This window comes from Stenotrophomonas acidaminiphila (assembly GCF_014109845.1).
GTDB classification, from domain to species: Bacteria; Pseudomonadota; Gammaproteobacteria; order Xanthomonadales; family Xanthomonadaceae; genus Stenotrophomonas; species Stenotrophomonas acidaminiphila.
On sequence record NZ_CP043567.1, the window covers coordinates 2,207,785 to 2,224,694 of the forward strand.

The 16,910-nt window shown below is 66.6% G+C and carries 15 protein-coding genes; 13 read left to right on the forward strand and 2 right to left on the reverse strand.

Translation table 11 applies throughout. From position 1 onward, the window contains the following. The first annotated feature begins 16 nt into the window (after positions 1–16). The 3 genes from purE to F0P95_RS10015 all read left to right on the forward strand — a co-directional run bounded on the left by purE (position 17) and on the right by F0P95_RS10015 (position 2,102). Positions 17–520 carry a 5-(carboxyamino)imidazole ribonucleotide mutase gene (gene purE, locus F0P95_RS10005; protein WP_182334075.1) on the forward strand — a complete coding sequence of 168 codons (504 nt, stop codon included), beginning with the start codon at positions 17–19 and terminating at the stop codon, positions 518–520. Then, positions 517–1,662, forward strand: a complete 1,146-nt coding sequence (locus F0P95_RS10010; RefSeq protein WP_182334077.1) for a 5-(carboxyamino)imidazole ribonucleotide synthase — start codon at positions 517–519, stop codon at positions 1,660–1,662. Before purE ends, F0P95_RS10010 begins: the two co-directional genes overlap by 4 nt. 104 nt (positions 1,663–1,766) lie before the next feature. Then, positions 1,767–2,102 carry a carboxymuconolactone decarboxylase family protein gene (locus F0P95_RS10015; RefSeq protein WP_182334079.1) on the forward strand — a complete coding sequence of 112 codons (336 nt, stop codon included), beginning with the start codon at positions 1,767–1,769 and terminating at the stop codon, positions 2,100–2,102. Positions 2,103–2,194: 92 nt separating this feature from the next. Here the strand turns inward: F0P95_RS10015 and F0P95_RS10020 are convergent, their stop codons facing one another. Beyond that, entirely contained in the window at positions 2,195–2,773 is a 579-nt protein-coding gene (locus tag F0P95_RS10020) for a superoxide dismutase (RefSeq protein WP_182334081.1), read from the reverse strand. A 122-nt stretch (positions 2,774–2,895) separates the two neighbouring features. Between F0P95_RS10020 and grxD the strand changes: the two genes are divergently transcribed. From grxD to ppnN, 5 genes are all read left to right on the forward strand, one after another. Continuing rightward, the gene (gene grxD / locus F0P95_RS10025; protein ID WP_104938499.1) at positions 2,896–3,216 is read left to right on the forward strand and encodes a Grx4 family monothiol glutaredoxin; all 321 of its coding nucleotides are present in this window, start codon (positions 2,896–2,898) and stop codon (positions 3,214–3,216) included. 11 nt (positions 3,217–3,227) lie between these two features. Then, positions 3,228–3,971, forward strand: a complete 744-nt coding sequence (locus F0P95_RS10030; protein ID WP_182336931.1) for an SDR family NAD(P)-dependent oxidoreductase — start codon at positions 3,228–3,230, stop codon at positions 3,969–3,971. Then, positions 3,968–4,561, forward strand: coding sequence for a YhgN family NAAT transporter (locus F0P95_RS10035; RefSeq protein WP_182334083.1), 594 nt, complete (start codon positions 3,968–3,970; stop codon positions 4,559–4,561). The genes F0P95_RS10030 and F0P95_RS10035 overlap by 4 nt, the downstream gene beginning before the upstream one ends. A gap of 216 nt (positions 4,562–4,777) precedes the next feature. Further along, a complete protein-coding gene (locus F0P95_RS10040) occupies positions 4,778–8,029 on the forward strand; it encodes a TonB-dependent receptor (RefSeq protein WP_182334084.1) in 3,252 nt (1,083 codons plus the stop codon). 114 nt (positions 8,030–8,143) lie between these two features. Beyond that, positions 8,144–9,532 (forward strand): nucleotide 5'-monophosphate nucleosidase PpnN, encoded by a 1,389-nt coding sequence (ppnN, locus tag F0P95_RS10045; RefSeq protein WP_182334086.1) that lies wholly within the window; start codon positions 8,144–8,146, stop codon positions 9,530–9,532. Positions 9,533–9,620: 88 nt separating this feature from the next. Here the strand turns inward: ppnN and F0P95_RS10050 are convergent, their stop codons facing one another. Then, on the reverse strand, positions 9,621–10,634 hold the full coding sequence (locus F0P95_RS10050) for a sensor histidine kinase (protein WP_232528671.1): 1,014 nt from the start codon (positions 10,632–10,634) through the stop codon (positions 9,621–9,623). 141 nt (positions 10,635–10,775) lie between these two features. Between F0P95_RS10050 and F0P95_RS10055 the strand changes: the two genes are divergently transcribed. The 5 genes from F0P95_RS10055 to F0P95_RS17510 are packed head-to-tail and all read left to right on the forward strand — an operon-like array spanning position 10,776 to position 16,906. Then, positions 10,776–11,309, forward strand: coding sequence for a GspH/FimT family pseudopilin (locus F0P95_RS10055; RefSeq protein WP_269150866.1), 534 nt, complete (start codon positions 10,776–10,778; stop codon positions 11,307–11,309). Continuing rightward, positions 11,300–11,794 carry a type IV pilus modification PilV family protein gene (locus F0P95_RS10060; RefSeq protein ID WP_232528672.1) on the forward strand — a complete coding sequence of 165 codons (495 nt, stop codon included), beginning with the start codon at positions 11,300–11,302 and terminating at the stop codon, positions 11,792–11,794. Before F0P95_RS10055 ends, F0P95_RS10060 begins: the two co-directional genes overlap by 10 nt. Continuing rightward, the gene (locus F0P95_RS10065) at positions 11,791–12,651 is read left to right on the forward strand and encodes a PilW family protein (protein ID WP_182334088.1); all 861 of its coding nucleotides are present in this window, start codon (positions 11,791–11,793) and stop codon (positions 12,649–12,651) included. Before F0P95_RS10060 ends, F0P95_RS10065 begins: the two co-directional genes overlap by 4 nt. Further along, entirely contained in the window at positions 12,648–13,199 is a 552-nt protein-coding gene (locus F0P95_RS10070) for a pilus assembly PilX family protein (RefSeq protein WP_182334089.1), read from the forward strand. Before F0P95_RS10065 ends, F0P95_RS10070 begins: the two co-directional genes overlap by 4 nt. Before the next feature lie 2 nt (positions 13,200–13,201). Continuing rightward, positions 13,202–16,906, forward strand: coding sequence for a pilus assembly protein (locus tag F0P95_RS17510; protein WP_182334091.1), 3,705 nt, complete (start codon positions 13,202–13,204; stop codon positions 16,904–16,906). Positions 16,907–16,910 lie beyond the last annotated feature (4 nt).

Genomic DNA, 16,910 nt, shown 5'->3' on the forward strand with positions numbered 1-16,910 from the left:
CAGCAGGTGACGGCCAATGACCCCCAATTCCTCCGCGCCGCTCGTCGGCATCGTGATGGGTTCCCGTTCCGACTGGGAGACCATGCAGCACGCGGCCCAGAAGCTCGACGCGCTGGGCGTGCCCCATGAAGTGAAGGTGGTTTCCGCACACCGCACGCCGGACGTGCTGTTCTCCTATGCCGAACAGGCCGGCCCGCGCGGGCTGCGCGCGATCATCGCCGGCGCCGGCGGCGCCGCCCACCTGCCGGGCATGATCGCGGCCAAGACCGCGGTGCCGGTGCTGGGCGTGCCGGTGCAGTCCAAGGCGCTGAATGGCATGGATTCGCTGCTGTCGATCGTGCAGATGCCGGCGGGAATACCGGTGGCAACCTTCGCCATCGGGAATGCCGGCGCGTCGAATGCGGCGCTGTTCGCGGCGGCGATGCTGGCGCCGGCGCACCCTGCCATCGGCCAGGCGCTGGAGGCGTTCCGCGCGCGCCAGACCGCCGATGTGATGGCTGCCGACGACCCGCGCCAATGACCACGGTCGGCATCCTCGGTGGCGGGCAGCTGGCCCGCATGATGGTATTGGCCGGCGCCCCGCTGGGCCTGCGCTTCGTGGTGTTCGATCCCGCGGCCGACGCCTGCGCGGGGCAACTGGCGCCGCTGCAGGTGGGCGCGTTCGACGATACCGCCGCGCTGGCCGAATTCGCCGCGCGGGTGGACGTGGTCACCTTCGATTTCGAGAACGTGCCGGCCACCAGCGCACGCTGGCTGGCCGAGCGCAGGCCGGTATTTCCCAACCCGGCCGCGCTGGCGGTGGCGCAGGACCGGCTCAGCGAGAAGACGCTGTTCCAGGAGCTGGGCATCCCGCTGCCGCCGTTCGCCGATATCCGCAGCCGCGACGAACTGGCGGCGAAGGCGGCCGAGTTCGGCATGCCCTGCATCCTGAAGACGCGCCGGCTTGGATACGACGGCAAGGGCCAGTTCCGCATCCGCGGCGAGGCCGACATCGACGCTGCCTGGCAGGCGCTGGGCGCCCAGGTCGACGCCACCGGTCTGATCCTGGAAGGCTTCGTCGCCTTCGACCGCGAGGTCAGCGTGGTGGCCGTGCGTGGCCGCGATGGCGAGTTCCGCGCCTGGCCGCTGACCGGCAACTGGCATGTCGATGGCGTGCTGTCGGCGAGCCTGGCGCCGGTGCCGGCGACCGTGGCGCAGCACGAGGCCGCCATCGGTTACGCGCGCCGCGTGGCCGAGCGGCTCGATTACGTGGGCGTGTTCGCGCTGGAGCTGTTCTGCCGCGGCGACGAGCTGCTGGCCAACGAAATGGCCCCGCGCGTACACAACTCCGGTCACTGGACCAGCGACGGCGCCGAAACCTCGCAGTTCGAGAACCATCTGCGCGCGGTGCTGGGCCTGCCACTGGGCGATACCCGCGTGCTCGGGCACGCCTGCATGCTCAACTGGCTCGGCCAGATGCCCGATGCGCGTGCGGTGCTCGCCGAGCCCGCGGGCCACTGGCACGACTACGGCAAGCAGCCGCGCGAGGGCCGCAAGGTGGGCCATGCCAATCTGCGCGACGACGATGCCGCGGCATTGGCCGACGCGCTGGAGCGGGTGGGGCAGGCGCTCGCCCGTCAGACGCAGGTGGAACCGGTGGTGCGCGCACTGCGCGGCCGCTGATCGCGCCAGCCCCGGGAAGGGGCGGCGCAGCGGTGCGTTCCCGTGCGCACCGGCACGACGGGCGTGGTGGTAGCGTGGCGGCTCCTTCCATCGGAGTTGCCGCCATGCTGGACTGGAACGAATACCGCCGTGAACTGAAGGGGCGTATCGGTGAGCTGGGCAGGCTTTCGCCCGATACGCTCAAGGGTTACATGACGCTGAGCGGTGCCGGCGCGCAGACCGCGCGCCTGGACGCCAGGACCCGCGAGCTGATCGCGCTGGCGGTAGCGGTGACGACCCGCTGCGACGGCTGCATCACCACCCATGTCGACGCGGCGCTGAAGCAGGGGGCGAGTCGCGAGGAGATCGCCGAGGCACTGGGCGTGGCGGTCGCGCTCAATGCCGGTGCGGCGCTGGTGTTCTCGGCGCGGGTGCTGGATGCGGTGGACGCCCACGGCTGAGCCCGCGGCAAGGGCCATGGCGGCCGGGACCAAGGTGGCACCGCGCGTGCGCCAGCCGGGAGGGGCCGCGCTTGCCGGCCCGGTCCGCGTCCTCAGCGCAGCCGGGCGCCGACGAAATCCCAGTTCACCAGTTTCCAGAACGCCTGCAGGTAGCGCCCGCGGTCGTCCTGGAAGTCGGTGTAATAGGCGTGTTCCCACAGGTCGCAGGCCAGCAGCGGCGTGCTGTCGCCGGTCAGCGGCGTGTTGGCGTTGCGGGTGGTGACGATGGCCAGGCGGCCGTCCGGGTGCTGCACCAGCCACGCCCAGCCCGAGCCGGACAGGGCCAGGGCGGCCCGGTTGAACTCCTCGCGCAGCTTCTGGGTGTCGCCGAACTGGCGCGCGATGCGGTCGGCCAGCGCGCCGTGCGGCTCGCCACCGGCCCGTGGGTGCAGGCACTGCCAGTAGAAAGCGTGGTTCCAGGCCTGCGCGGCGGCTTCGAACAGGCCGCCCTGGCTGGCACGGACGATCTCCTCCAGCGCCAGGTCCTCCAGTTCGGTGCCGGCAATGCGGGCGTTGAGCGCATCGACATCGGCACGCTGGTGGTGGCCGTGGTGCAGGTCCAGTGTCGCCGCCGTGAGATGCGGCTGCAGGGCGTCGCGGGGATAGGGCAGGTCGGGCAGTTCGACGGGCATGGTCCGTTTCTTTTCGGTCTGGGGCGCCGGGAGCCGGCTGGCTCGGCTTACAATCGGCAGCCACGGAGGAAGAGTCTATCCGACCGGACGGACCGTTCTTTCGCAGCAGCTGGGAGATTGCAATGGCGGTGATGGAGCAAATCCAGGCGGAGGTGGAGCAGCATCCCCTCGTCCTGTTCATGAAGGGGACGCCGCAGTATCCGATGTGCGGGTTCTCCAGCCGGGCCGTGCAGGCGCTGCTGGCGGCGGGAGCGGTCAACCTGCGCACCGTCAACGTGCTCGAGTTGCCCGAAGTGCGCGCCAACCTGCCGCGCTATTCCAACTGGCCGACGTTTCCGCAGTTCTTCATGCATGGCGAACTGATCGGCGGCTGCGACATCATCCTGGAACTGCTGGAGTCGGGCGAACTCAAGCGCATCGTCGCCGAGGCGGGTCAGGCGTGAGCGCGCAATCGATCGACGCCGGCAACGCGCCGGCCCCCGGTTCCCGCCTGGACGGGCGTGTCGTGCTGGTCGCCGGCGCCGCCGGCGGCCTCGGTGCGGCGGCGTCGCGGGCCTGCGCCGCTGCCGGCGCCACCGTGGTGCTGCTGGGGCGCAAGGTCGCCAAGCTCAACCGGGTCTACGACAGTGCCGCGCAGCTCGGTCCCGAGCCGCTGCTGTATCCGCTGGACATGGAGGGCGCCTCGCCGGACGACTACGCCGAGCTGGCCACGCGGCTGGAGTCGGAGGTCGGCCGGCTCGATGGCCTGCTGCACTGTGCGGCCGATTTCGCCGGGCTTACGCCCTTCGTGCTCGGGGATCCGGCGGCATTCGCCCGCGCCATCCACGTCAATCTCACCGCCCGCGCCTGGCTCACCCAGGCCTGCCTGCCGCTGCTGCGCCAGCGCGAGGATGCAGCGCTGGTGTTCGCCCTGGACGACCCACAGCGGGTCGGCCAGGCTTACTGGGGCGGCTATGGCGTGGCCCAGTATGGCCTGCGTGGCCTGCTCGATACCCTGCACCACGAGCTGCGCAACAGTCCGGTGCGGGTCAGCGGGCTGCAGCCGCGGCCGATGCGCACGCCGCTGCGGGCGCGCGCATTCACCCACGAAACCGACTATGAGCCGGTCGATCCCGCGGTCTGCGCCGATGCCTGCGTGCAGCTGCTGGCCGCCGATGGCGCGGCCTGGCGCGGCAAGGTGCTGGAACTGCGCGGGTGACGATCCTCTCCGCCGCGCTGCTGCTGTTCCTGATCCTGGATCCGCTGGGCAACATCCCGGTGTTCCTCAGCCTGCTCAAGCCGCTGGCGCCCCGCCGCCAGCGCGTGGTCCTGGTGCGCGAGCTGCTGATCGCGCTGGCGGTGCTGATGGCCTTTCTGTGGGGCGGCAAGTACGCGCTGGAGCTGATGCACCTGCGCCAGGAGTCGGTGTCGATTGCCGGCGGCATCGTGCTGTTCCTGATCGGCATCCGCATGATCTTCCCGCGGCCGGAAGGGCTGATGGGCGCGGTGCCCGATGGCGAGCCGTTCATCGTGCCGATGGCGATTCCGCTGGTGGCCGGTCCGTCGGGCATGGCGGCGGTCATGCTGATGGGCAGCAACGAGCCCGACCGGCTGGGGGAGTGGAGCCTGGCGCTGCTGCTGGCCTGGGGGGCCACGGCGGCGATCCTGATGTCGGCCACGCTGCTCTACAAGCTGCTCGGGGCGAGGGCGCTGACCGCGCTGGAGCGCCTGATGGGCATGCTGCTGGTCGCGATTTCCGTGCAAATGTTGCTTGATGGTGTCGCTGTCTACCTGGCGTCGATTCCGTAAGTCGTTGATTCGCCAGTACGGCCTTTGCTGCAGTGCAAGATGGCTGTCTTGCTGCGGTCATATTTGATGCTTACCGTGTTAACCTTATCTTAACCGTTGCGCATGTAACCGCCGCGGAAGGTACCCCCAGATTCAAGCCGATCAGGCGCCCGGTGGCCCCGGGGCTGATGGATCGCGTTTTTTCCCAATCGCCAACTCGTATCGAGGCTACCCATAATGAACCACCCTCGCATCCGGATGTCCAAGCTTGCCCTTGGTCTCGTTGCCGCTCTCGCGGCCGCGCCGGCTTTCGCACAGAGCACCTCCGCCGGCGTCGGCGGCCTGGTCACCAACAACGGCGGTACGCCGGTGGCCGGTGCCGAAGTCACCATCACCCACGTCGAGTCGGGCACGGTCAGCCGCGCCACGACCGATACGTCGGGTCGTTACAACGCGCGCGGCCTGCGCGTGGGTGGTCCGTACACCATCACCGTGACCAAGCCGGGTGAGGGCACCAAGACGGAAGAGGGCGTGTATCTCAACCTGAACCAGGTGAACACCGTCAATGCGGCGCTGGCCGGTGACGTGACGACCCTGCAGGGCGTGGAAGTGGTGGCCGCGATGGTCGGTTCCGACCTGTTCAGCGCCAACAAGATGGGCACCGGCTCGAACGTGACCCGCGAACAGATGGATGCGCTGCCGTCGGCCAGCCGCAACATCCAGGACTACATCCGCCTGGATCCGCGCATCTCGCAGGTCAGCAAGGCTGACGGCGCGATCTCGGCCGGTGGCCAGAACACCCGCTACAACGCCATCCGCATCGACGGCATCGGCGCTGGCGACCCGTTCGGCCTGGAGTCCAACAACCTGCCGACCGAGCGTCAGCCGGTGTCGATGGACGCCATCCAGGAAATCAACATCGACCTGGCCAACTACGACACCACCATCTACGGTGGCACCGGCGCGGTGATCAACGCCGTGACCAAGTCGGGCACCAACGAGTTCCACGGCACGGTCTACGGTTCGTACCGCAACAGGGACGACATGGTCCGCCGCCGCCTCGATACCGACAAGGGCGACTTCAACGGCTTCAACGACGAAAAGACCTACGGCATGACCTTCGGCGGCCCGATCGTCAAGGACAAGCTGTTCTTCTTCGCCAACTACGAGAAGTACGAGCGTTCGGCCCCGGGCGTGGCGCTGGGCGATACCCCGTACGGCAAGGGCAGCATCAACGACGCCGACATCAAGACCGTGCAGGACTTCATGACCGGCAAGGGCTACGACGTCGGCAGCCTGTCGGCGCCGGACAGCAAGACCGAGATCGAGGAATACGCGGTCAAGCTGGACTGGAACATCAACGAGAACCACCGTGCCGCGCTGCGCTACAACAAGATGGAGCAGAACGTCATGCGCTTCCCGGGCATGGCCTCGGGCACCGTCTCGCTGAGCAGCTACTGGTACGCGCAGCCGAAGACCTATGAAACCTGGATGGGCGAGCTGTTCTCCGACTGGAGCGACAACTTCTCCACCGAGTTCAAGGTCTCGTACAAGGACTACAACGCCACCCGCGTGCCGACCGTGAACCTGCCGCAGATCCGCATCAACGGCTTCGGTTCCAACAACTCGGCGCTGCTGCTGGGCACCGAGCAGAACACCCACGTCAACATCGTCGAGTCGAAGGAGCTGAGCGCCTTCGGTTCGGCGAACTGGTACATCGGCGACCACACCGTCAAGTTCGGCTTCGACTACTCGAAGAACGAGCTGATGAACTTCTACGGCCGCAACCTCAACGGCGTGTACGAATTCAACAGCCTGACCGACTTCCTGGCCGGCAAGGTCAATCGTTACCAGCTGCGTGCGCCGCGCCCGAACGGCGGCAGCCTCAGCGATATCCCGGCGAGCTTCACCCTGAAGAACACCGGCCTGTTCGTGCAGGACACCTGGGCGATCAACTACAACCTGAACCTGATGTACGGCGTGCGCGTCGACCTGCCGGACTTCAGCAACCAGAAGCTGTACAACCCGCGCATCGAGCAGCTGTACGGCTACAACAACACCGTGCTGCCTGACAGCAGCCTGGTGCAGCCGCGCGTCGGCTTCAACTACACCTTCGACTCGGATCGCCCGACCCAGCTGCGCGGCGGCGTGGGCCTGTTCGGCGGTGCGGCGCCGAACGTGTGGCTGGCGGGTGCCTACCAGAACACCGGCCTGAACTATGTCGAGTACGACCTGCGCGGCAACCAGGCCCCGGCGTTCAACCCGGCGCTGCCGCCGTCGACCGCCGGCCTGACCCCGGGCTCGGGTCGCATGAACGTGGACATCATCGAGCCGGGCACCCGCATGCCGTCGGTGTGGAAGGCCAACCTGGCGTTCGATCACGAACTGCCGTGGTACGGCATCACCGCGTCGGCCGAGCTGCTGGTCACCAAGGTCAAGGACGCGCTGTACTTCGAGCGTCTGGACGTCATGACCCCGACCGCCTACGGCCAGGACGGGCGTGCGATCTACTGGAACGCCGCCGGCCTCGACCCGAGCAAGTCGCGCATGAGCGGCAGCAACAACTTCGGCATGACCGACGGTACCAATGGCGCCCTGACCCGTGCCAATCGTCCGTCGGACATCGGCGACGTGATGCTGCTGCGCAATACCGACAAGGGCGGCAGCTCGCAGGCGACGTTCGCCCTGAGCAAGCCGATGACCGAGAACTGGGGCTGGTCGCTGGGTTACACCTACACCGCCGCCAAGGAAGTCAGCTCGCTGACCAGCTCGCAGAACACCTCGAACTGGAACAACACGCTGATCTTCAACTCCAACGAGAACGTGGACTACAACTCGCGGTATGCCATCAAGGACCGCCTGACCGCGACGCTGGAGTGGAAGCACGCCTTCTTCGGTGACTACGCCACCCGTGCCGGCCTGTTCTACGAAGGCCGCACCGGCCGTCCGTACAGCTACATCTTCTACAACGACGTGAACGGCGACGGTGCCACCACCAACGATCTGTTCTACGTGCCGAAGGGTTATGGCGACGTGCTGTTCGGCAAGGTCGTGGGTGGCAAGTTCCAGCAGGACGCGGCCATGGAGAAGGCGTTCTTCGACTGGCTGGAGAACACCCCGGAACTGGCCGGCTACAAGGGCCAGGTGGTGCCGGCCAACTCGCACCGCGCCAAGTGGGTCAACAGCTTCGACGTGCGCCTGAGCCAGGAGCTGCCGGGCCTGTTCAAGGGCCACAAGACCGAGCTGTCGCTGGACATCATGAACGTGGGCAACCTGCTCAACAAGAAGTGGGGCCTGATCGACGACTACGGCTTCTACTCGACCCGTCGCGTGGCCAACTACGGCGGTATCGATCCGGCGACCGGCAAGTACGTGTACTCGTTCACCGGTACCACCGACAACTCGTCGATCCAGGAAAACAACAACGACAAGGGCAACACCGCGGTGTCGCGCTGGTCGATGATGCTGAGCCTGAAGTACAAGTTCTGATGCCCTGACGGATCAGTGCTGCACACGGAAACGGCCGGGGCAACCCGGCCGTTTTCCTTTTCATGGGGGCAGCGCTACATTCGACCAACTGTGAAGACGGAACCGAGGATGGAAATGACGACGAAAGAGGCGGTGGCGCGGGCGCTGCCGGTGCAGGACGCGCGGATCTACCCGCGCGGCGGTCTGGACGTGTTGTCGCGGGCGGAGGTCGCGCGCCTGCGCGATGCATCCAGCGGCGGCATGCACGAGCTGCTGCGGCGCTGCGCGCTGGCTGTGCTCACCAGCGGCAGCGCATCGGACGACCCGCGCGCGGCGCGCGACCTGTACCCCGATTTCGACATCCAGGTGGCGCAGCAGGACCGCGGGGTCCGCATCGACCTCACCAATGCGCCGGCGATGGCGTTCGTCGACGGCGAGATCATCCGCGGCATCGCCGAGCTGCTGTTCTCGGTGGTGCGCGACCTGGCGTACATGGCCATCGAGCTGGGGCCCGAGTATGCCTCGGACCTGGAGACATCCGAGGGCATCACCAACGCGGTGTTCGGCGTGCTGCGCAACGCCCGCATCCTGCAGCCGAGCGAGCCGAACCTGGTCGTGTGCTGGGGGGGGCACTCGATTTCCCGGGACGAATACCTGTACACCAAGCAGGTCGGCTACGAGCTGGGGCTGCGTGGCCTGGACATCTGCACCGGCTGCGGCCCGGGTGCGATGAAGGGGCCGATGAAGGGCGCGACGATCGCCCATGCCAAGCAGCGCAGGGCCAATACCCGCTATATCGGCATCACCGAGCCGGGCATCATCGCCGCCGAGTCGCCGAACCCGATCGTCAACCACCTGGTGATCATGCCGGACATCGAGAAACGCCTGGAGGCGTTCGTGCGCATGGGCCACGGCATCATCGTGTTCCCGGGCGGCGTCGGCACCGCCGAGGAAATCCTCTACCTGCTGGGCATCCTGCTGCGCGAGGAGAACAAGGCGCTGCCATTCCCGCTGATCCTCAGCGGCCCGACCATCGCCGCGCCGTACTTCGAGCAGATCGACCGGTTCATACGCATGACCCTGGGCGAGGAGGCGGCCAGCCGCTACGAGATCATCGTCGGCGACCCGGTCGCGGTGTCGCGGCGCATGACCCAGGGCATCAAGCGGGTGCGCGAGTACCGCCTGGCGCACAAGGATTCGTTCTTCTTCAACTGGTCGGTGGAGATTCCGCACGAGTACCAGCAGCCGTTCGTGCCCACGCATGAGGCGATGGCCGCGCTGGACCTGCACCACGGCCGTCCCGCACCGGAGCTGGCGGCGGACCTGCGGCGCGCGTTCTCGGGCATCGTCGCGGGCAACGTCAAGGAAGACAGCATGCAGCGGATCGAGCGCTTCGGTCCGTTCAGGATCCACGGCGACCCGGACATGATGCAGGCGCTGGATGCGCTGCTGCGGGCCTTCGTCGAACAGCGGCGCATGAAGATTTCCGGCGAGTATCACCCCTGCTACCAGGTCGTGACCTGACCCGCCGCGCCAGCACGGTGGCGCGTGCCCGGTGCCGTGCGGCGCGCGGCATCGGGTTTCGTCCGCGGGCGCCGCTGCGCCGCCGTGCTCAGGCCGCCGGCACCCTCAGCGAGGCCAGGTAGCGCCCATCGGCCACCTGCGTATGGACATCGCCGCCCATCATCTGCACCCGCGCGCGCAGGGCCTGCAGGCCCACGCTGTGGCCACGGTGGATGCTGCTGGCCATGGACGCGGGCAGGTCATTGCTGACCGTGATCCGGACCCCGCCGTCCTCCGCAACGATGGCGACCTGCAGCCTGCACGGCCCGGTGGAGGGTTCCACACCATGGTGGATGGCGTTCTCCAGCAGCGGCTGGATCGACAGGATCGGCACGTCCTGGGCCGGCAGCGTGTCCGGCAGCGCCCATTCCACCTGCATCCGCGCGCCGAAGCGCAGGTGCTCGATGTCGATATAGCGACGCGCAAGTTCCACTTCCTCGTGCAGCGGGACCTGCCGCGAATCGGTCAGGGCTGCGCGGAACAGGTCGGCCAGGTCCAGCAGCAACTGCTCGGCCTTCTGCGGCTGCTGATGCACGAGCGCGGCCCCGGTGTTGAGCGTATTGAACAGGAAGTGCGGGTGGATGCGTGCCTGCAGGGCATCCAGCTCCGCCTGTTTGGCGCGCAGCGCCAGTTGCCTGGCACGCCAGTGGTTCTGGAACGCGAGCAGTACCAGCAGGCCGGCGACCAGCGCCAGCGCCATCGCACGCAGTACGAACAGGGTGCCTTCATGGTCGCCCGGCATGTGGCGAAAGCTCATCAGCCTCCATGACGCCAGGGCCATCAGCACGGTGGTGACCAGCAACAGGCCCAGGCAGGCCCATGCCAGCGGCTGTGGCTTCAGCCGCCCAAGGGCCGGGCGAAGCAGGTGGACCAAGGCCAGCGTGCCCAGGGTTGCCCACTGGATGCCCAGCGATGCCAGCCCGAACAGCACCAGCCGGTCTTCCACTGGTGCGGGAGACAGGGCAAGCAGCGCGGCCAGCGCCTCACCGGCGAGGACCACCGCGATCAGGGTCGCCGGGCTGAGCAGGATGTCGATCGGGCGATGGGGATGCGGATGCGGCACGGCGCCAACCTGGGCAGGGAACCGGGATCATAGCCACCGCGGGCGACCGCTGGTTCCCGGGATCGGCCCGCTCGTCGCAATTGTATGGAAATGGCCCGCTCGGCACGGGTAACGTCGGGCTGGAAAATCATGGGGAGTGTCATGTCGCGACGGGATGCTGGAACTCCGCGGCCATCGGCAGAGGCGGGGTTTACCTTGATTGAACTGATGGTGGCGCTGGCCGTGCTGGCGATCATCGCCGCGATCGCCGTGCCTGCCATGCAGGGGTTGATCGCCGCCAACCGCCTCAGCGGCGCATCCACGGAGCTGGTCACCGCCTTGCAGGTGGCACGTTCGGAGGCCATCCGCCGCAACGCGCCGGTTACGGTCTGCGGCAGCGCCGATGGCGCGAGTTGTGCCAACACGACCGACTGGAGCCGCTGGATCGTGACCGGGCGTGACAACGCCACTGGCAGCACCGAGGTGATCCGCGATTCGGCCGTGTCGGGCAACATGCAGGTCGCCGGGCCGGCGGCGGGTATCCGTTTCCGTTCGACGGGCCTGCTCGATGCGCAGACCAGCATGACGGTCTGCCTGCCTGTAAGTACCGTGGGCGACAACCAGCGCGTCGTGACCATGATGGTTGGCGGCGGGGTTTCCACCAGCAAGCACAATGGAGGTGGAGCATGTCCATGAACCGCACCGCGACAGCTCTGGTCCGTGTTCCCCGCCGCTCGTCTGTGCGGCGTCTGGCCCGTAACCAGCGGGGCGTCAGCATGCTGGAAGTCATGATTTCGGTGCTGATTCTGGGGGTCGGCCTGCTCGGCATCGCCGCGATGCAGGCACTGGCCCTGCGCGGTGGGCAGGGCTCGCTGGAAAGCAGCCAGGCGGTCATGCAGACGACGTCCATCGTCGAGGCGATGCGCGCCAACCGGCTCAATGCCGGCAATTATGCGATGGCCATGACCTGTACCGCGGGTTCGGGCGGCAGCCTGGCGCAGAACGACCTGGCTGCCTGGGTCAATGCACTCAAGAGCACGATGGGCACGGCGGGCGACACCAGTACCTGTGGCCGGATCGAGGCGCTGGGCAACAGTCGTTTCCGGATCACGGTGCAGTGGGACGACCAGCGTGCCGGCGGCAGCAGCGCCCGGCAGGTGGCCACCGAGGTGCGCATATGAATGGCTTTGCTTATCGTGCAGGTCCCCGTCGCTCGGGCGGCTTCAGCCTGATCGAGCTGATGATCGCGCTGGTGCTGGGGTTGCTGGTACTGGGTGCGGCGTTCGTCGTGTTCCAGTCCAACCAGAACTCGTTTCGTGCCAACGAAGGGCTGAACCGTATCCAGGAAAGTGCGCGGGTCGCATTCGAGGTGATGTCGCAGGACATCCGCTCGGCCGGTGGGTCCGCGTGCTCCACGGCCTCCGTCGTGGAAACCACCGGTGCCCAGTCTGATGCGTTCCGTGACAACCCGATCACCGGCAATGCCAGCCAGTTGACGGTGGTTTCCGGGGAAGACGCGGCCTACCGGGTCACGGCGTCGACCGCCACTTCGATCACCCTGGATTCGGCGCAGGTGTCGAACGCCACGGACAAGTTCAAGGTGGGCGACTGGCTGCTGCTGTGCAACGCGCGCAAGAGCTTCGTGGTGCAGGCCACCAGCGTAAGCAGCAGTGCCATCGGATTCGGGGCGCTGCCGGGCGGTTACAACCCCGGCGCCGACCAGCATGCGCCGCCGTCCTCCGTGGTGGTGGGGCGGTTGCGCAGCGCGCGCTGGTATGTCGCCGCCAACGGTCGTGGCGGCAATTCGCTCTATGTCTCGCGCTTTGGCGGAGCGGGCGAGGAGGTCACCGACGGTGTCCAGTCGATCGCCTTCTCCTATCTGCAGCAGGGAGGCACGAGCTATACGGCTACCCCTGCTGACTGGTCCAGCGTCATCAGCGTGCGTGCCAACATGGTGCTCACCGGGCGGGATGTGGATGGCAAGGCGTTGACCCGCAATTCGTCCAATGTCTTCAGTCTCCGGAGTCGTACGCTATGAGCCTTTCCGTCGGCACCGGCGGTCCCCGCCCGGCGACAAGCCGGGCACAGCGCGGCATCACCCTGCTGGTGGTGTTGGTATTGCTGCTGATACTTTCGGTACTGGGTATCGCGATTCTCCGCAGTTCGGCCATGCAGGAGCGCATGAGCGCCAACATGCGCGACCGCAGCCTGGCCTTCCAGGGCGCCGAAACCGCCCTGCGTTATGCGCAGGACGTGGTATTGGCCGGGAATTCGGCCTGGGAAGCGGGAACCGTCCCGGCGGCTGCCGATTGCACAAGCACAAGTGTCTGTCCGACCGGGTCGGCTGCGGTCTGGGCGAACCTGCCAGCAGGCACTTATGACACGCGGTTGGGGGCGGCGCCCCAGTATTGGATCGAGTACCTGGGCGTCGGGCCCGGTTACAAGGGCAACTGCGACAGCCTGCCGCCTTCGCCGGACTGCGAGAGCCCGCTTTTCCGCATCACCGCACGCAGCCGGTCCGCAGGTCGGGCGGATGTCGTGCTGCAGGCCAATGTGGCCAGTCGTACCCCATCACCGGGACAATGATCATGAAGCGCAAGCATTCCAAGCATGGGACATCCCAGTCGACCGGGCGCCAGTGGTGGGCCGGTCCTGCCGCGTTCCTGGTCAGCATGCTGGCCTTGCCAGTCAACGCGGGCATCGTGATCCCCGACGATCCGCTGACCACGGCGGCGCGCGTCGCCCCCAACATCCTGTTCATCCTGGATGACTCGGGGTCGATGGCCTGGCGCAACATGAACAACCAGGATGTCACCCAGATCACCGGCCCTGGCTCGTTCAGCAGCCGGCCCGATGCCAACGGTGTGTCCACGGGTACCGGCGTCACCAGCGAGACCCTGGACAACTCCATGTTGTACATGCAGAGCTATGCGACCAACACGCTGTATTACAACCCGGCGGTGACCTACAAGCCATGGATGGATGCCGATGGCAATCGGCTGACGGGCGGCATGAACTATACGGGGGTCTACAGCAGTGCCCTCGTGGTGACGCATTCCGGCGCCGGGACCAATGGTGGTTCGAAGGATCTGTCGGCCAACATCCAGACGTTCTACGTGCCGCAGAACACCGCCAATACCAGCGCGTCCTATCTCTCCAGCGTGTCCAATTACTACCGCTACCAGATCCTGCCCGGCAACGGGGGAATCCTGCGCGGCGTCTACGGCACGGTGGTGACCACCGCCAAGCAGACGGTGCAGGTGGGGGGCAGCAATACGGCCACAGGCACCCTGTCCAACAATACAGCCGTCGACAACCGGCTGGCCTCCGTATCTGCCGGCGCGGTGCTCGAGATCACCATCGGCAACACCAGCTCCAACAATTCCCGGACCATCAATTACTGGGTGTACGACCCCTCCGGCAATACCGTCTGCTCCGGCGTTTCCAAGCCCAACAGTTCCGGATTCTGCCAGGTGCCTGAGACCGTCGCTGGCCAGTACACGGTCAGGGTGCAGCGCACCACCAACAACAGCACCGGGTACCAGATTTCCGCGCAGCGCTACACCACCAATAGCTGTGATGGACAGAACAGCGGTTATGGCTGGATCGACTGTACGTCGGCGCTGCCCGCACCGCGTACGGGTTCCACCAATACGGTGGCGGACGAGAAGGCCAACTTCGCCACGTGGTATTCCTACCACCGCACGCGCACCAAGGCGGCCAAGGCCGGTGCCGCCGAGGCGTTCAGTCCGTTGAACAGCAAGGTGCGTGTCGGGTTCCGCACCATCTGGGGGCGCAATACGTTCGACATCCCGGTCGCCGACGGCAACGACGGACGCTTCGTCAACAACGTGGCCGATCCCTCGGTGGCCGGCAGCACCAACACCACGTCGCGCTCGACCTGGTACAACCGGCTGTTCGCCGCCGGGGCCAGCAATGGCACGCCGCTGCAGCAGGCGCTGGACGATGCCGGCAGTTATTTCAGCCGTTCGGATTCGAGCGGCCCATACGGCCCGGAATCGGGCAGCGACCAGCTGTCCTGCCGCCAGAATTTCTCGATCCTGACCACCGACGGCTACTGGAATACCTCGACGGTCAACAGCGGCAACGCCGACGGCACCGATGGCAGTGCCATCAAGGGTGCCAAGAACAAGACCTATACGTATACGGCAGCGGCGCCCTACAGCGACAGCTATTCCAGGACGCTGGCCGACGTGGCGATGAAGTACTGGAAGACGGATCTCCGTACCGAAGACTACATGGGGAATTCGACCAAGCCGGACAACAACAATGTGCCGACGACGGACGCCGACCCGGCGTTCTGGCAGCACATGGTCACGTTCGGCATCTCGATCGGCCTGAAGACCACCATGGGCTGGTCGAGCGTCGACAGCGTGCCGGCCAACCCGGCCTGGCCCGACCCGGATACCGCCAACCCGGGTACGGACAATGCGCGGCGCATCGACGATCTGCTGCACGCCGCGGTCAATGGCCATGGCCAGTTCGTGGCCGCGTCCAGTCCTTCCGAGTTCACCGCAGGCCTGGGCAAGGCGCTTGCGGCAATCGCGCAGCGCACCGGATCGTTCTCCAACGTGGCCACCAACTCCGCGTCGCTCAATGCCGGTTCCAAGGTGTTCAGCGCCAGCTACGTATCCGGCACCTGGACCGGCACGGTGAAGGGCCAGACGGTAACCCGCGATGGCGTGGGCAGTGGCTGGACGTCCAGCATTCCGTCGCTGGCGACCCGCAAGGTGTTCACCTATGGTGCGACCTTCCCCACGACGACCCAGCATGCGGCCCTGGCGCGCGTCGGCGGGCCGGCGGACTACGCGGTATCGGGCGCGGACAACGCCGCATACATCAAGGGTGACAGCAGCAACGAGGAGCGTAATGGCGGCCTGCTGCGCAACCGGCCCAACACCGTGCTGGGCGACATCGTTGGTTCCTCTCCTTTCTACGTGAAGGAGACGGATACCCTGTACGTCGGCGCCAACGACGGCATGCTGCATGCCTTCAACGGCACTACCGGCCAGGAACTGTTCGCCTACGTGCCCAACATCATCAATTTCACCCAGCTCGCCACACTGAGCCGGGGCGACTATTCGCACAAGTTCTTCGTCGATGGTCCGGTGGTCGTGACCAACCGCGCGTTGACGCCGAACAAGAACATTCTGGTGGGCAGCCTGGGCAGGGGCGGCAAGGGCCTGTATGCGTTGAACGTGACCGCACCGGCGTCGGCCACCGCCAGTGGCGTTTCCCTGTGGGAGCGTTCGGAAACCACCGCTGGCAACATGGGGCAGGTGCTGGGCCGGCCCATCCTGGCCAATGTGCAGGGCGCGAGCAATGCCGCCGTCGTTTTCGGCAACGGCGTCAACAGCAGTCACGACAGGGCGGTGCTCGTCGTGCTGAATGCCGAGACCGGTGCCGTCATCCGCGAGATCGACACCGGCGCGGGTTCATCCTCCGCCCCCAACGGCCTTTCCGCGCCGACCGGCGTCTACGGTCCCGATGGCAAGACCCTGGCCTATGTGTATGCCGGGGACATGCTTGGCAACGTCTGGAAGTTCGACCTGACCAATGCCTCGGCGGCCGCATGGACCGCCACCCGGCTGTTCACTGCCCAGGACGCGGCCGGCAAGGCGCAGCCGATCAGTGCTGGCGTCACCGTGGCGACTCACCCGTGGAACAACAAGCGCTGGGTGTTCTTCGGTACCGGTCGCTATCTCACGACGGAAGATGCCGATTCCAGCAACGTCAACGTGCAGAGCATGTACGGCTTCATCGACTCGGGAACGGCGGTCAGCCGTTCCGAGCTGACCCAGCGCACCGTCCAGGTGACGTCGGGCACCTCGAGCGGGTACCCGGTACGGGCCTTCCAGGGCAAGGCCAGCCTGCCTGCCGGATCCAAGGGCTGGTATATCGACCTGCCCGAGGCAGGTGAGCGGATCGTGCAGGACGCGCAGGTGGTTTCCAGCTTCCTGCTCACCGCCAGCATGATACCGACCGGCAATGCCTGTGATGCGGATGGCCGCGGCTACATCAATGCGCTGGATGCGTTTACCGGGACGAGTGCGGGCAGCTCGTACTTCGATCTTGACAAGAATTCCTCGACCAACGATACGGTCAACAACCTCCCGGTCGGGTCGGTGGACGCGGGGGTGGGCATGCCCACATTGCCAAACCTGATGCGCGGCGTCATGTTGGTCGCGGGCAGTAATGGTGAAATCGTGGCCGTGCCGACGATTCCGCCCCGTTGGGAACGGGTTTCCTGGCGCGATCTGAAGGGAGATTGAGAAA

Bases quoted from the DNA above. Each gene is read 5' to 3' on its own strand.
- purE (WP_182334075.1), top strand. From the start codon at position 17: ATGACCCCCAATTCCTCCGCGCCGCTCGTCGGCATCGTGATGGGTTCC.
- F0P95_RS10015 (WP_182334079.1), top strand. From the start codon at position 1,767: ATGCTGGACTGGAACGAATACCGCCGTGAACTGAAGGGGCGTATCGGT.
- F0P95_RS10040 (WP_182334084.1), top strand. From the start codon at position 4,778: ATGAACCACCCTCGCATCCGGATGTCCAAGCTTGCCCTTGGTCTCGTT.
- F0P95_RS10020 (WP_182334081.1), bottom strand. From the start codon at position 2,773: ATGCCCGTCGAACTGCCCGACCTGCCCTATCCCCGCGACGCCCTGCAG.
- F0P95_RS10010 (WP_182334077.1), top strand. From the start codon at position 517: ATGACCACGGTCGGCATCCTCGGTGGCGGGCAGCTGGCCCGCATGATG.
- F0P95_RS10065 (WP_182334088.1), top strand. From the start codon at position 11,791: ATGAATGGCTTTGCTTATCGTGCAGGTCCCCGTCGCTCGGGCGGCTTC.
- grxD (WP_104938499.1), top strand. From the start codon at position 2,896: ATGGCGGTGATGGAGCAAATCCAGGCGGAGGTGGAGCAGCATCCCCTC.
- F0P95_RS10055 (WP_269150866.1), top strand. From the start codon at position 10,776: ATGTCGCGACGGGATGCTGGAACTCCGCGGCCATCGGCAGAGGCGGGG.
- ppnN (WP_182334086.1), top strand. From the start codon at position 8,144: ATGACGACGAAAGAGGCGGTGGCGCGGGCGCTGCCGGTGCAGGACGCG.
- F0P95_RS10070 (WP_182334089.1), top strand. From the start codon at position 12,648: ATGAGCCTTTCCGTCGGCACCGGCGGTCCCCGCCCGGCGACAAGCCGG.
- F0P95_RS17510 (WP_182334091.1), top strand. From the start codon at position 13,202: ATGAAGCGCAAGCATTCCAAGCATGGGACATCCCAGTCGACCGGGCGC.
- F0P95_RS10060 (WP_232528672.1), top strand. From the start codon at position 11,300: ATGTCCATGAACCGCACCGCGACAGCTCTGGTCCGTGTTCCCCGCCGC.